Source organism: Pseudaminobacter sp. Soil_N_29 (assembly GCF_057656055.1).
In genome coordinates this window covers 26,699-39,846 of the sequence record NZ_JBDGLC010000002.1, presented here as the reverse complement: position 1 = coordinate 39,846, position 13,148 = coordinate 26,699, and the positions used below count along the sequence as shown (strand labels likewise).

Genomic DNA, 13,148 nt, shown 5'->3' with positions numbered 1-13,148 from the left:
TTGCCTCGTGTTCCTGTCGGCTCGGCATGCTGAAATCATCCAGATGGCCAAGGATTCCGGCCGGGTCCTGGTCGACGATCTGGCTGCCCGTTTCGGGGTGACCCCACAGACCATCCGCAAGGACCTGAACGATCTTTGCGAGCAGCGTCTGCTGAGCCGCATCCATGGCGGCGCGCTGCTGCCCTCGGGCATCGAGAACATGGAATACGAGGCTCGCCGCAAGATCGCTGCGGAAGAAAAGGGGGCGATCGGCCGCGCGGCCGCCCGGCTGATCCCAGACAAGGCGTCGCTCTTCATCAACATCGGCACCACGACGGAAGCGGTCAGCAATGCTCTTCTGGATCACAAGGGGCTGATGGTCATCACCAACAACATCAACGTGGCCAACAGGTTGCGCGTGTATCCGGAGATCGAGGTGGTGATTTCAGGCGGCGTCGTGCGCAGTTCCGACGGCGGCATCGTCGGCGAGGCGGCGGTCGATTTCATCAAGCAGTTCAAGGTCGACTATGCCGTCATCGGCGTCTCCGCAATCGATGAGGACGGCGCCTTGCTCGATTTCGATTTCCGCGAGGTCAAGGTGGCACAGGCCATCATCGCCAATGCACGCCATGTGATCCTGGTGGCCGACGCCACAAAGTTCGAGCGCATGGCGCCCGTTCGCATCGGCCACCTTTCGCAGGTCAATACCTTCATCACGGACCGTTGCGAGCTCGAGGGCATACGCGACGTCTGCCGGGAAACGGGTGTGCAACTGATCGAAACTGAACGGTAGTCTCACGAAGCGCCCGGCATTCTGCCCTGCGCGTTCAATTTTCGTTTGACATTCGTTCCCGCGGCCAAACAATTCTGCGGCGGCTTCGACCGAATGGCGACTGATGCCGTGTGCACGCGACGGAGGTAGACGGATGAGCAATCTGGTGCTGGCGATCGACCAGGGCACTACCTCAAGCCGGGCCATCGTGTTCGATGCACAAAGGCGGGTGGTTGGCCTCGGCCAGCAGGAGTTCCCGCAGCATTTCCCTGCCTCCGGCTGGGTGGAACACGACCCGGAGCAGATCTGGCAGAGCGTCGTCGCCACCTGCAAGGCAGCGCTTGCCCAGGCGAAATGCGAGGCGCGGGACATCGCCGCCATCGGCATCACCAACCAGCGCGAAACAGTGGTGGTGTGGGACAAGCACACCGGCCAGCCCATCCACAATGCCATCGTGTGGCAGGACCGCCGCACGGCTCCCCTGTGCGCAAAGCTCAGGAAGCAGGGGCTGGAGCCCATCTTCTCGCGCAAGACCGGGCTTTTGCTCGATCCCTATTTCTCCGGCACCAAGCTTGCCTGGATGCTCGACCGCGTGAAGGGCGCCCGCAAGCGCGCGGAGCGGGGCGATCTTCTGGCCGGCACCATCGACAGTTTCCTTATCTGGCGCCTCACGGGCGGCAAGGAGCACGCAACCGATGCCACCAACGCATCACGCACGCTGCTCTACAACATCCGCACCAACGAATGGGATGCCGAGCTGCTGCGCATCCTGCGCATTCCTGCCTCGATCTTGCCCGAGGTGAAGGACTGTTCCGCCGACTTCGGCGTCACCGATAACGACCTGTTCGGTGCCGGCATTCCCATCCTTGGCGTCGCGGGCGACCAGCAGGCGGCGACCATCGGCCAGGCCTGCTTTGCGCCCGGCATGATGAAATCGACCTACGGCACCGGCTGCTTTGCGCTGCTCAACACCGGCGAGGATCTGGTGCGGTCGAAGAATCGCCTGCTCAGCACCATTGCCTACCGGCTGGAAGGCCGCACAACCTACGCGCTCGAAGGCTCCATCTTCGTGGCCGGCGCCGCCGTCCAGTGGCTGCGCGACGGCATCAAGGTCATCGACAAGGCCGAGCATTCGGGGGAACTGGCCGACAGGGCGGACGAATCGCAAAGCGTCTATCTGGTGCCCGCCTTCGTCGGGCTGGGCGCGCCGCACTGGGATGCCGAAGCGCGCGGCGCCATGTTCGGCCTGACGCGCAATTCAGGTCCGGCCGAATTCGCACGTGCAGCGCTCGAATCGGTGGCGTTCCAGACCCGCGACCTGCTCGATGCCATGCGCAAGGACTGGAAGGCCAACTCGAGCAGGACCGTGCTGAGGGTCGATGGCGGGATGGTCGCTTCCGACTGGACCATGCAGCGGCTGGCCGACATTCTCGACGCGCCCGTCGATCGTCCGACCATATTGGAAACCACGGCGTTGGGCGCCGCATGGCTTGCCGGTGCGCGGGCAGGGGTGTGGCCGCAGATGGAAGCCTTCGCCAGCAACTGGTCGCTGGAGCGGCGCTTCCAGCCCGATATGGAGCCCGGCCTGCGCGCCACAAAGCTGAAGGGCTGGCGGGACGCGGTTCGGCGCACGCTATCCCAGAATTAGCCTTCTCAGCGGTCGGGAAACATGGAAAACCCGCACCTTGCGGCGCGGGTTTTCGCCTTTTCGGTCAGGTCTTACTCAATAGGGCGAGACGCACTGACGGCGCGGCCCATTGTTGGGCTGGAATGTGTTGTCCGACACCCGATAGCTGCGGTAGCGGTTGGCGCACCATTGCACATGCGCATTGGCACCCGCATAGGCTGGCGGCGTCATGCCATAGGCACCGCCCACGATCGCGCCCGTGGCAAAGGCGCCGGCAGGGAACCACCAGCCATTATAAAGCCGATAGCCCGGTCGGTAGTTGCGATAGCCGCGATAGCCATGCCAGTAGCCGCCGCGAACCGCGTGCGCGCCATGCCAGCCACCCACCACCGGCCCGCGGCGCACCACGGTGTGCCCGCGCCGGATGTAATAGGCCACCTGCTGGGCCTGGCTGCCGTCTGGCTGCGCCACGGCCGGCTTGGGAAGGACGATTTCGCCAGCGCTGGCGGGCACTACGGGAACAAACGCGAAAGAGGCCGCCAGCACCGAAGCGGACAGGCTCGTAAAAAGGTTTTTCATTGGAATCTCCTGCTCTTTGGGTTGCAGTCTCCCTCGTGGAAAAGAACGTTCCACTCGTCGCGTTAGTTCCAAATTGCCCGGGTCACCCTTTTTGGTGCTGCTTTTGTCGCGGCTGCTTCGCACGCCCTCGCGCACTTGCGCATCCGCCGCCAACATCCCCAGAAAAACAGTGTTTTTGCGGTTGACCGGCAGGAGCACTCTCCCTATGTTCCGGCCCAATTTCGGGGTGCCAAGCGCGGCCACCGGAAGCACCCGCCCAGGCTTCGGCCGGTTGATCCTGAACGGACAAAAGGGTGGTTGGTGAAGGGCTGGTAGCTCAGATGGTAGAGCACGGAACTTTTAATTCTGGGGTCATGGGTTCGAGTCCCATCCAGCCCACCAATACTAAAATCACTCCCTAGATTTATTGGCTTTTTGCCTCTTTTTGCCCCACCATTTGCCACCCTGGGAAAGTGGGAGATTGGTATTCTCGCTCCGGTCGAATACGACGAGCTTTATGGCGGCGCCTGCCATCTTCCGGCGACGTGCCTTGCGGATATAAAGGTCTGGCTGCTTGTAGGTGGTCCAGCCGTAGATTGCCTTCAGATCGGCTTTTTGAGCGCGGCGGGCTTTTTTAGCACAGGCCCGACTGCCGTGCCGGTAGGCTCGTTTCTACCAGGCTCGGTGCGGCTCGTTCTCCATCGTCGAGCACAGCGGAGGCCTGTGCCATGGGATCGACATCGAGCCTGCCGCGTTATCTGGCGGATGCCGGGATGGAACAGGTGGCACAGCAACAAGCCAATGCAAAAATCCTGATCGTCGGGGCCGGGCCAACCGGTCTCACTGCCGCGGTGGAGCTGGCGCGGCGAGGTGTTGCGCCCCGCATTATCGACCGGAAGGACGCGCCAACCCCGCTTAGCAAGGCGGTTGGCATCAGTCCGCACAGCCTCGATCTCCTGGAGGCGTCGGGCATTTCGGAACGCCTCCTAGCCAAAGGCCTCAGGATTCGCCACGTCCACTTCAGCGCGGAAGACCGCGAACTTGGCGTGGTCGACATCTCGGTCCTCTCGCATCGCTTCAATTTCCTGCTTTCATTGCCGCAACGGGATACGGAAGCGATCATGGTCGCCAGGCTGGCCGAACTTGGTGTCGAGGTGGAATGGCGCTCTACGCTTGCCGGCCTCGAGGAAAGCGCCGACGGGGTCAAGGCGACGATCGCGAGGGCCAATGGCCAGGAGCAGGCGCGCTTCGATTGGGTATACGGCGCTGATGGCGTCGATAGCGCGGTGCGAAGGGCGTTGGCCATCGAGTTTCAGGGCTATACGCATAAGCGGCAATGGAGCATCGCCGATGCCGAAATTGCCGACTGGCCCTATGAGCCGCTTTCGGCCCAGGCCTTTCTCCACCGGAATGGCGACCTGGGTTTCATCATTCCCATCGAAGAGGGGCGCTTCCGCGCAGTCTCGAATACCGGCGACGCCTTGCGGCGCATCCCGGGCAATTATCGGGTAACGGAACTGTTGCGGACCGATCGCTTCCACATTCCCGCCCGGCAGGCACAGCGCTATCAGACAAACCGCGTCTTTCTGGGCGGTGACGCCGCTCACGCGCATTCGCCGTTGGGCGCCCGCGGCATGAACCTTGGCATTGAGGACGCAATGTCCTTTGCCCGCCGCTACTTCGACGGTTCGTTGGCTGGCTACACAGAGGAGCGTTGGCCGATAGGGCGACGCTGGATCGTGCTCAGCGAGCGGATCTTGCGGATGGCCCAGGCGACCAGCCCGACCGCACAGGCTTTCAGGAATCTCGCATTCTCAATCATTGGGCGTTTTCCGGCGCTGCAGCGTCCCTTCATCGCGCGCGTCGCAGGGCTCAAAGAATGAAGAGGCGTCGAGAATCGCAGCTTTGCACCGGTAATGCTTGCGAATAGCGCGGAGACGACGAGGTAGTTTCTCATCTTGTTATCCCCCTTAAGTGAGTTGGACTTACTTCTTGGGTTGACGTGAATCTTTCAGCACTAGGGGGAAAGACGCTGCCGTTGCATTTTTGTTGCGTCTTGCACAGCCGTGGCAATTGAGATTTGCTGGCACTGATCCCAGGTTAGCCGAGCCCCCCGCGGCGCTATTCTCGGGTTCATCTTCGTCAGACGCTTTGCCCGCTCCGGTTTGCCGGGGCGGGCTCTTTGAATCCTCTGAACCAATCGCGCTCGGCACTCACCCGTCGTCTCACACGAGGCGGCGGGCTCGCTATTTTGTGCGCCAAGCGTTGGAACTTTTTTGCCGGCGACACGTTTTTTGGGGTTCGTTCGAAAGGGCCAGCCTTCGCGACCACCGCGTGGAGGCCCGTCACCCCCACGTCATCGTAGGCCTGACCTCCACGGACCGATTTTCCTTGGAGAAGACAATGAGACGCTATCTCTCGACACTCGCATGCTCGGCATTGCTTGGCATCGGCGCCCTCTCCGGCACTTCGGCTTTTGCCGGGGTCATACACGTTCCCGACATCGCCCCGACGACTGGCTCGGGCCAGGGCGGCCTTGACACGGCCGTGCTGAGACAAAGGCCATCTGACAACGCAAGCAGCGGCCTCCAGTTCGTCCGCGGCGGCGGTTTCCACGGTGGCTTCCACGGCATGGGTGGCTTCCACGGCATGGGTGGCTTTCATGGCATGGGCGGTTTCCATGGCATGCGCGGTTTCCATGGTATGGGCGGCTTCCGCGGTGGGGCCTGGGGGCCCGGCTTCCGCCGTGGCGCTTGGGGTCCCGGCTTCCGCGGCGGCTGGCATGGCATGGGTGCTTGGCGCGGTCCGGGCTGGCGTGGTGGCTGGCGTGGGGCCGGTTGGGGCCCGGGCTGGCGCGGGGGTGTCTGGCGTGGCGGCTGGCACGGCATGCGCGGCAACCGCTTCGTCAACCGGCGGTTCTTCAATGGCGGTGGCAATAACTGGGGCTGGGGTTGGGGCTGGTGGGGGTTAGGCCTGCCACTGGCGTACGCCTACTGTGACCCGTACACCTTGGCCTACTACGGCACGTGCTATCCGGGTGGCTACTACGGTGGATATTGATCGCGCGAATATACGGTGTTGCTAGTCAACCTCATGAGGGCAACTCCATGAGCGCGAACCTTGGTTAGTGTTGTGAGGTACATTTAGGCCAAGGATTTGCCCGCCTCGGTTCGCCGCGGCGGGCGTTCTTTGCCAAATGCGCGCACTCTTACGCATCGGGCTGTGCTCGCGCGGTGAGCATGGGGCGATGGGTCGCCGAGCTTAGCTGCCTGCACCCGGGCAGCATCCATCGTGAGGCAGATGTGTGCGCTGTAAACCGACGGCCAGGTCCAAATATCAGCCGCTCTCCGCCGCGAAGCGAGTTTTTTGGGTTTTGACGGGAACCGCTGAACGTTTGGTGCGTTACAACAGCACCCGTACTCATCAGCCCGTCGTCTCTCTCGAGGCGGCGGGCTTTTTTTTCGTTTCAGTCAGCTAGTTCCGCAGGAAGTTATTGATCTCTTTCAGCGTGACGACTCCGTCGTGGTTTGTGTCGATCATGTCGAAGATTCTCTTATGGACGTCGGTCAGTTCTTCGAAGGAGATCGATCCGTCTTCGTCCGTGTCGAGGATGGCGAATATGATCTTCAGCCGGGGCATGCCCATCATATGCCCTCTCTCCATCATGCGATCAGCCATCATGCCCGGCGGCATCTTACGCTGCGGCTTCCTTTGCTCTGGAGCCCTTTGCTGAGGCCTTCGTTCAGGCATCATGCCGTGATCCATCTCCCCAGGTTGCTCATCTTGATACTCGTCCTCATACTCATCGGATGGGTTCGCCGCTTGCGCGAGAATCGTCTCCTCGCGGTTCAGATCAGACGTCTGGGCCATGCCGCCGGACGCCATGCCGGCGGTGATGGTGACTGTCAGCGCGACGCGCGCAAGTGCAGCAGCTATCATGGCATACTCCCTGGGTGTGATCCTCATCTCGGCAAGGTACGGCGTTTCGCCACCCATGCCTTGCCAGGAGAAACGGTGTCAGATCGCCGTGCGAACACAAGACGGGGAAAACCGCGCCTGGGTGGGGTAGACAGCCAAGGGAGGCGGCACCCCGTTGACGAGCGTAGGGCCCAGTCCTCCCGTCCAGAGCCATACACGCGGGCACTTGGAGTTGCTCAATGACGTGGCGCAAACGCTCATCGGAAGGCTCGGCATCACAGAGCCGAGCGCCCGGCAATACTGGACCATGGGCCAGCCGGTTTCGTGCCGGCCTTCGCGCCCTTAGTTCTCGATGAAGGCTTCCATCTCCTCCAAGGTCACCTTGCCGTCCTTGTTGGTGTCGATCATGTCGAAGATCCGCTTGTGGATCGCCGAGATTTCCTCGAACGACACCGATCCGTCTTCATCGGTATCGGCAATCGCGAACATGATCTTCAGCATGAGCCGCCTGTGCATGGCGCCGTGCATCATGCGGCGCATCCTCTCGGCCATCATTCCAGGGGGCATCATGCCGGGAGCGTTCATGCCTGGGGCGTTCATACCCGGCCGTTCGGGCGCGCCTTCCTGGTCTTCCTCTTCGGCGGGCCCTCTGGTTTGCGGCTCCTCGGCCTGAGCCAGCAACATCTTGCTGACGACGGTGTGCGGCACGGTTTGCGGCGGCTGCGCTGTCGCAGTCAGGGTCAAGCCGGTCATGATCAAGGCGGTAAGCGCAAGCGTGCGCGCGGGTGCGGTCGACATCATGAGAACCTCCTTGCGTACGGCTCCGCGGAGCCAGACGCCGTCAATTCAGTTTCAAGGACCTGCATGTCGAGGCCGTGCGGCCGGCATGCGGCCGCGCCTGTTCGACCGGTTCTTAGATAGGGTGAGGCGGCAGATCGGCCAGTAATCGGGAACGAGAGCCTGCGCCGAGTTCAGGTCCTGAAGCCCTCACGAACTTGTGGGTTCGCGCCTCGGCGCAGGCGAGCTTTCCGCCCTGGGTCAGTTGGATTTGTCGGATTTTGGCTCTTTGCCGGGGCTTCGCCAGGTGCCGCGCAGCGCGATGTATCTGTCGAGCGCCTGCGTCAGGCCGGCTTCGTCGGTCACGCCGTCCTGGAATTCGCGGGCCAGGAAGTTGGCAGCATCGCGGCCCAGCGCCGAAGATTCCGCAGACTTTCGGAACCCGGCATTCTCGAGAACCCTTTCGATCATCGTCATGTCGTCCGGGGCCAGATAGTGCTGATGAGCGCTAGAAGGCATATCTCCCTCCCATGTCGGTCAGGAATGCCATTCGAGAATGCGTCAACTTATCCGCATTGTCCAGCGCGCAGCCGGTCGCCGGCTGGCGAAAAGGGCCGCTTCCCCGGTGCCCCAGATAATGATTGACCCTCCATTTCGACGCTAATAGCATCCGCGCTCGAAGTGCTGCGAATTTGCGTCGGGGCCGGCACCATCACAATGACGAGACTGTTTTGATAAAATACTTCCTTTCCGGAAAATTTCTTTTTACAGTCTACAAGCGAAAAGAAATCATCTCGATAACCGCCATTATTATGGCGTTCATGGTTGTTATTGCAAGTATTTACGCGACCATGGTTTACGTCGAGCGGCGCGATCTTGTTAATATCGCCACCGCCAGAGCGGAATCCTACGCACTTGCTCTTTCCACCGACGTCCAGTGGTACCTTGACGTTGCAAGGCAAAGCCTGCGCCGCGTGGACCAGGCGCTCGGCAAGGACATCAACGGCGTTGGGATGGTTAGCAGCGAGATTGCCCAACTCGTCGACGAACTGCCCAACGGAGTCAGAATTGTCGTTTATGACCGCGATGGCAATTCGCGCCTGTTCTCGGATGCCAACCACAAGTCCGTAAACATCGGCGACCGCGATTATTTTCTCAACCTGAAGAACGGCCACGACTGGTCGATTTCCAACCTCATCCAGGAGCGCGGAACTGGCGAGCAGACCTTCGCCGTGGGGCACAAGCTCTCTCGCGGCGGAAAGTTCTACGGCGCCGTTGTTGCCTATGCTCCGATGCATATCTTCAGCAAGGTCTGGTCGGCTTTTGCGGCAGGAAGGGATTCAAACGCCTTCATCGTGCACCTGGACGGATGGCTCACCGCGAGGCTGCCGATGGTCCAGCACGAGATCTTCAGCCAGAAACTGCCGGACGACTTCGTGGATCGGTTCAAGGGGGAGGAAAGGGGGGCCTTCACCATGGGCGCCTCTCCGATCGACGGCGTCACCCGCATCATTGGCTTCGACCGTGTTCCAGGATCGCCGCTTGTAGCGGTTGTCGGCATAAGCAGGGAGGCGGCGCTCGCTCCCTTCTGGCGCAGTCTCGAGATGCAGCTTCTTGTGGGGGCGCCCATCCTGCTCGCGCTGATCCTTGCCTCCTATTTCAACATCAGGATGCATCGGGACCAGGAGATACTCCGGACAAATCTCTCGCGCGCCAACAAGAGGAATGAAGTGCTGCTGCGCGAGATCCACCATCGCGTCAAGAACAACCTGCAGGCGGTCGCCTCGCTCGTCAGGCTTCACGACAGGAACGGCAGTTCTTCGGAGGATCTCTCCCAGCGCATTGCCGCCATGGTGGCGGTGCACGAGCACATCTATCAAAACGACGAATTCGACACCATCGATGCCCGGGAATATATCGGTTTCCTCGTGCGCCAGACCGTCGAGGGGATATCCAACGGCGCCAAGGTGTCGTTGGCGGTGGATGGCGATCCGATTCTGATCTCGCCCGACTTGGCGATGCCGCTCGGCCAGATGGTGAGCGAAGTCGTCACCAACTCTATCAAATATGGCTTTTCCGACGGCCGCGAGGGCGAGATCGCCGTGTCCCTCACCCGGCTGGACGATTGCCGAGCGCGCCTCGTCATCCGCGACAATGGTGTCGGCTTCGACCCGGAGGACGGAAACACGGGAATGGGCAGCCGGCTCATCAGGTCATTTGCCCGCCAGATGAATGGCGAGGCGACATTGTCGTCGACCGATGGCGTCGAATTCTGCTGCGAATTCTCGCTTCAATAAATCCGTTGGCGACCAAGGCCGGCCGACGTTGCCTCTGGGTCGCCCCGTCGCGATTCGCTACAGCCAGCGCCTGCGTTCGGCGGTTGCGCTTGCCACAGCCAAGCCAAGCAGGAAGCCCACGAGGCCGCTCAGCACGACAATGGTGGTAGCAGTGGCCGGGTTTTCGCGAGCAAGTTCGGAAACCGCCCCGCTCGTCGTCCTAAGCTGCCGCATCGCTCGCCTGGCTCTATGCGAAGCCTCGTCCATGGTCTCCGCGGCCTGCTCGCGTGCGCTATCGTAGAACTCGGCGCCACGCTCCGAAAGCGTCTTGCTGATTTCGGACATTTCCTTCCGCAGATCGGCAATCTGCTTCTCCAGCGCTTTCTTGATTTCCTCCGGATTGAGGGGTTCTGCCATGGGTCGATCTCCGTTGTTCAAGGCAACGGGGCAACGGGCTGGCGGCCGGTTGGTTCCGCCGCCTTGCCCGGCGGGCCCAAGCCATTCGCCGGGCGTCTTCGCAGAGGCTCCGTCCTCAGGCCTTCTTGAGGAATTCGGTCCGCAGCACCAGTCCCTTCACCTGCTTGGTATTGCACTCGACCTCGGCGGGATCGTCGGTGAGGCGGATATTCTTCACCAGCGTGCCGCGCTTCAGGGTCTCGGAGGTTCCCTTGACCTTGAGGTCCTTGATGAGCGTGACGGAATCGCCGTCTGCCAGGCGGGTTCCGTTGCTGTCTTTCACGATGATGTCGGTCAAATCGATTTCCTCTTGTCTGCTGGCGGCTTGCGCCCTCGAATGGTACCTAGCCGCTGGGGTCGGGTGGGTAAAGGTTTGCGGGCGACGATCTGCCACGCAGTCGTGATTGGAGCCGGTGCCTCCGCTTGGCTATAAGCGGGACGGACTAGACGGGGCTGAAGGCATGGCGTTGGACATCGGGTATCTCAGTGCGGTCGGGGCAGGGGCGCTGTCGTTCCTGTCGCCTTGCGTGCTGCCTCTGGTGCCGCCCTACCTCTGCTATATGGCGGGCGTGACCGTGGACGACTTCCGCGCCGGCACCGGCCAGGCCGCGCGGGCGGGCGCGCGCAGCGCGTTGATGGTCACCTCTCTCGCCTTCGTCCTGGGCTTCTCCACCGTCTTCGTGACGCTCGGCGCAGGCGCCTCCAGCATTGGCCGTCTCCTGCGCGTGTGGCAGGAGCCGTTGGCGCTCGTGGCAGGTGTGCTCATCGTGCTCATGGGCCTCAACTTCCTTGGCATCCTGAAGATCCCGTTTCTATCGCGCGAGGCCCGTTTCCAGGCCGAGGGCAGGCCCACCAGCCTTATTGCCGCCTATGTCATGGGCCTGGCCTTCGCCTTCGGCTGGACGCCCTGCATCGGCCCGGTGCTCGGGCCGATCCTGACGCTTGCCGGCGGCCGCGAAACTGTCAGCGAGGGCGCGTTGCTGCTTGCCGCGTATTCGCTGGGCCTCGGCATACCCTTCCTGCTGGCGGCGCTGTTTTCGGGCGCGTTCATGCGTTTCCTCGGCCGCTTCCGCGTCCATCTTGGCCGGGTCGAAAAGGTCATCGGCGCGCTGCTGGTGGCTGCGGGCGTGCTGTTTCTCACGGGCGGCGTCCAGACCGCCTCCTACTGGCTGCTGGAGACATTCCCGGCGCTGGGCACCCTGGGCTAATTTCCCGGCCTAACTGGGCCGTCGTCACGATCCGTAGCCGAGTGTGACCGCGCGGGGCAGCAAAACCCTTTCGCATTGTTCGGCTTCGTGCTCTAGAACTGTGCCGACTCTTCCCTTTCGCTTCCGGAATACGCCATGACCGCACGTTCCTGCCTGTCGATCATCCTTGCCGCCGGCGAAGGCACGCGCATGAAGAGCGCGCTGCCCAAGGTGCTCCATAAAATCGCCGGCCTGCCCATGGTCGCCCATGTCGCCAGAGCAGCGGCCGCCGCGGGCGGCGGCGACCTCGCATTGGTCATCGGCTATGGCGCAGAGCAGATGCGCGAGGCGGCGGCGTCTTTTGCGCCCGGCGCGGAAACTTTTGTCCAGGAAGAGCGGCTTGGCACCGCCCATGCCGTTCTTTCGGCCCGTGAGGCCATCGCGCGCGGCTATGACGACATCCTCGTCATGTTCGGCGACACGCCGCTGATCGATCCTGCCGCACTCCTGCACGCCCGCGAGAAGCTGGCCGAGGGCGCTGCCGTCGTCGTGCTCGGCTTTCGCACCGACGAGCCCACCGGCTACGGCCGCCTGATCGAGCAGGACGGCGCGCTGCAGGCTATCCGCGAGGAAAAGGACTGCACCGACGAAGAGCACAAGATCACCTTCTGCAACAGCGGCCTGATGGCGATTTCCGGCAAGCATGCGCTGGCGCTGCTGGATGCCGTAAAGAACGACAACGCCAAGGGCGAGTACTATCTCACCGACATTGTCGAGATCGGCCGCAAGGCGGGGCTGAAGATCGTGGCCACGGAAGCCAGTTTCGAGAACGCGCTCGGCATCAACAACCGCGCCGAACTCGCGCAGGCCGAGGCGATCTGGCAGCAGCGCAAGCGCCGCGAGGTCATGCTCTCCGGCGTCACCATGCTCGCGCCCGAAACGGTGTTCTTCTCGCACGACACCCAGGTCGAGCCAGACGTGCTCATCGAGCCGAACGTCTATTTCGGCACCGGCGTCCGTATTGCCAGCGGCGCCATCATCCACGCCTTCTCCCACCTCGAGGGCGCCAGCATCGGTCCGCGTGCCGAAATCGGCCCCTTTGCGCGCCTGCGGCCTGGTGCGGATCTGAAGGAAAAGTCGAAGGTCGGCAATTTCTGCGAAATCAAGAAGGCCACCGTCGAAGTGGGCGCCAAGGTCAATCACCTGACCTATATCGGCGATGCGCGCGTTGGCGCGGGCGCAAATATCGGCGCCGGCACCATCACATGCAACTATGACGGCTATTCGAAGTTCTTTACCGATATCGGTGCCGGCGCCTTCATCGGCTCCAACTCGTCGCTGGTCGCGCCCCTCTCCATCGGCGAGCGGGCCTATATCGCCTCGGGTAGCGTCGTCACCGAAAGCGTGCCTGACGATGCGCTCGCCTTCGGCCGTGCGCGGCAGAAGACGCTGCCGGAAAAGGCGAGGGAGCTGCGCGATCGGCGGGCCAGCGCAGCAAAGAAGTAACGGCTTCGGACTTATTGTCCTGCAGCCGGTGCAGTCTGCAGTGGTTTGTTTTTCCAGCCGTTTCGGCTGTCATGAAACGAAATGCAATGTGA

13 protein-coding genes and 1 tRNA gene are annotated in these 13,148 nt (G+C 62.2%); 8 read left to right on the top strand and 6 right to left on the bottom strand.

Annotated elements, in window-relative coordinates; all coding sequences use genetic code 11:
• Positions 1-7 precede the first annotated feature (7 nt).
• Entirely contained in the window at positions 8-772 is a 765-nt protein-coding gene (locus AC3A4H_RS06225; protein ID WP_487765932.1) for a DeoR/GlpR family DNA-binding transcription regulator, read from the top strand.
• 133 nt (positions 773-905) lie between these two features.
• Complete coding sequence (gene glpK / locus AC3A4H_RS06220) at positions 906-2,399, top strand: glycerol kinase GlpK (RefSeq protein ID WP_487765931.1); 1,494 nt, start codon at positions 906-908, stop codon at positions 2,397-2,399.
• Between the two features lie 75 nt (positions 2,400-2,474).
• Here the strand turns inward: glpK and AC3A4H_RS06215 are convergent, their stop codons facing one another.
• The gene (locus AC3A4H_RS06215) at positions 2,475-2,957 is read right to left on the bottom strand and encodes a BA14K family protein (RefSeq protein WP_487765930.1); all 483 of its coding nucleotides are present in this window, start codon (positions 2,955-2,957) and stop codon (positions 2,475-2,477) included.
• Between the two features lie 305 nt (positions 2,958-3,262).
• On the opposite strand from AC3A4H_RS06215, the gene AC3A4H_RS06210 reads away from it, so the two are divergent.
• The 3 genes from AC3A4H_RS06210 to AC3A4H_RS06200 all read left to right on the top strand — a co-directional run bounded on the left by AC3A4H_RS06210 (position 3,263) and on the right by AC3A4H_RS06200 (position 5,996).
• A tRNA-Lys gene (locus AC3A4H_RS06210) sits at positions 3,263-3,338 on the top strand.
• A 326-nt stretch (positions 3,339-3,664) separates the two neighbouring features.
• Positions 3,665-4,819 (top strand): FAD-dependent oxidoreductase, encoded by a 1,155-nt coding sequence (locus AC3A4H_RS06205; RefSeq protein ID WP_487765929.1) that lies wholly within the window; start codon positions 3,665-3,667, stop codon positions 4,817-4,819.
• Positions 4,820-5,339: 520 nt separating this feature from the next.
• Complete coding sequence (locus AC3A4H_RS06200) at positions 5,340-5,996, top strand: hypothetical protein (RefSeq protein WP_487765928.1); 657 nt, start codon at positions 5,340-5,342, stop codon at positions 5,994-5,996.
• A gap of 414 nt (positions 5,997-6,410) precedes the next feature.
• On the opposite strand, the gene AC3A4H_RS06195 is transcribed toward AC3A4H_RS06200, so the two are convergent.
• The 3 genes from AC3A4H_RS06195 to AC3A4H_RS06185 form a co-directional block, all read right to left on the bottom strand.
• Positions 6,411-6,875, bottom strand: coding sequence for an EF-hand domain-containing protein (locus AC3A4H_RS06195; protein WP_487765927.1), 465 nt, complete (start codon positions 6,873-6,875; stop codon positions 6,411-6,413).
• A 321-nt stretch (positions 6,876-7,196) separates the two neighbouring features.
• Complete coding sequence (locus AC3A4H_RS06190) at positions 7,197-7,655, bottom strand: EF-hand domain-containing protein (RefSeq protein WP_487765926.1); 459 nt, start codon at positions 7,653-7,655, stop codon at positions 7,197-7,199.
• Between the two features lie 237 nt (positions 7,656-7,892).
• Positions 7,893-8,150 carry a hypothetical protein gene (locus AC3A4H_RS06185; RefSeq protein ID WP_487765925.1) on the bottom strand — a complete coding sequence of 86 codons (258 nt, stop codon included), beginning with the start codon at positions 8,148-8,150 and terminating at the stop codon, positions 7,893-7,895.
• Between the two features lie 302 nt (positions 8,151-8,452).
• Here AC3A4H_RS06185 and AC3A4H_RS06180 point away from each other — a divergent pair, with 302 nt between their 5' ends.
• On the top strand, positions 8,453-9,928 hold the full coding sequence (locus AC3A4H_RS06180) for a sensor histidine kinase (protein ID WP_487765924.1): 1,476 nt from the start codon (positions 8,453-8,455) through the stop codon (positions 9,926-9,928).
• Positions 9,929-9,985: 57 nt separating this feature from the next.
• Here AC3A4H_RS06180 and AC3A4H_RS06175 read toward each other — a convergent pair whose 3' ends face one another.
• Entirely contained in the window at positions 9,986-10,324 is a 339-nt protein-coding gene (locus AC3A4H_RS06175) for a hypothetical protein (RefSeq protein WP_487765923.1), read from the bottom strand.
• A 115-nt stretch (positions 10,325-10,439) separates the two neighbouring features.
• A complete protein-coding gene (locus tag AC3A4H_RS06170) occupies positions 10,440-10,661 on the bottom strand; it encodes an alkylphosphonate utilization protein (RefSeq protein WP_487765922.1) in 222 nt (73 codons plus the stop codon).
• A gap of 163 nt (positions 10,662-10,824) precedes the next feature.
• On the opposite strand from AC3A4H_RS06170, the gene AC3A4H_RS06165 reads away from it, so the two are divergent.
• Together AC3A4H_RS06165 and glmU are read left to right on the top strand one after the other, a co-directional pair.
• Complete coding sequence (locus tag AC3A4H_RS06165; RefSeq protein WP_487765921.1) at positions 10,825-11,571, top strand: cytochrome c biogenesis CcdA family protein; 747 nt, start codon at positions 10,825-10,827, stop codon at positions 11,569-11,571.
• A gap of 135 nt (positions 11,572-11,706) precedes the next feature.
• Positions 11,707-13,056 carry a bifunctional UDP-N-acetylglucosamine diphosphorylase/glucosamine-1-phosphate N-acetyltransferase GlmU gene (gene glmU / locus AC3A4H_RS06160; RefSeq protein ID WP_487765920.1) on the top strand — a complete coding sequence of 450 codons (1,350 nt, stop codon included), beginning with the start codon at positions 11,707-11,709 and terminating at the stop codon, positions 13,054-13,056.
• Positions 13,057-13,148 lie beyond the last annotated feature (92 nt).

What these genes read in the sequence shown, in the direction of transcription:
- glpK (WP_487765931.1), top strand. Translation starts at nt 906, where the DNA reads ATGAGCAATCTGGTGCTGGCGATCGACCAGGGCACTACCTCAAGCCGG.
- AC3A4H_RS06215 (WP_487765930.1), bottom strand. Translation starts at nt 2,957, where the DNA reads ATGAAAAACCTTTTTACGAGCCTGTCCGCTTCGGTGCTGGCGGCCTCT.
- AC3A4H_RS06205 (WP_487765929.1), top strand. Translation starts at nt 3,665, where the DNA reads ATGGGATCGACATCGAGCCTGCCGCGTTATCTGGCGGATGCCGGGATG.
- AC3A4H_RS06200 (WP_487765928.1), top strand. Translation starts at nt 5,340, where the DNA reads ATGAGACGCTATCTCTCGACACTCGCATGCTCGGCATTGCTTGGCATC.
- AC3A4H_RS06195 (WP_487765927.1), bottom strand. Translation starts at nt 6,875, where the DNA reads ATGATAGCTGCTGCACTTGCGCGCGTCGCGCTGACAGTCACCATCACC.
- AC3A4H_RS06190 (WP_487765926.1), bottom strand. Translation starts at nt 7,655, where the DNA reads ATGATGTCGACCGCACCCGCGCGCACGCTTGCGCTTACCGCCTTGATC.
- AC3A4H_RS06185 (WP_487765925.1), bottom strand. Translation starts at nt 8,150, where the DNA reads ATGCCTTCTAGCGCTCATCAGCACTATCTGGCCCCGGACGACATGACG.
- AC3A4H_RS06180 (WP_487765924.1), top strand. Translation starts at nt 8,453, where the DNA reads ATGGTTGTTATTGCAAGTATTTACGCGACCATGGTTTACGTCGAGCGG.
- AC3A4H_RS06175 (WP_487765923.1), bottom strand. Translation starts at nt 10,324, where the DNA reads ATGGCAGAACCCCTCAATCCGGAGGAAATCAAGAAAGCGCTGGAGAAG.
- AC3A4H_RS06165 (WP_487765921.1), top strand. Translation starts at nt 10,825, where the DNA reads ATGGCGTTGGACATCGGGTATCTCAGTGCGGTCGGGGCAGGGGCGCTG.
- glmU (WP_487765920.1), top strand. Translation starts at nt 11,707, where the DNA reads ATGACCGCACGTTCCTGCCTGTCGATCATCCTTGCCGCCGGCGAAGGC.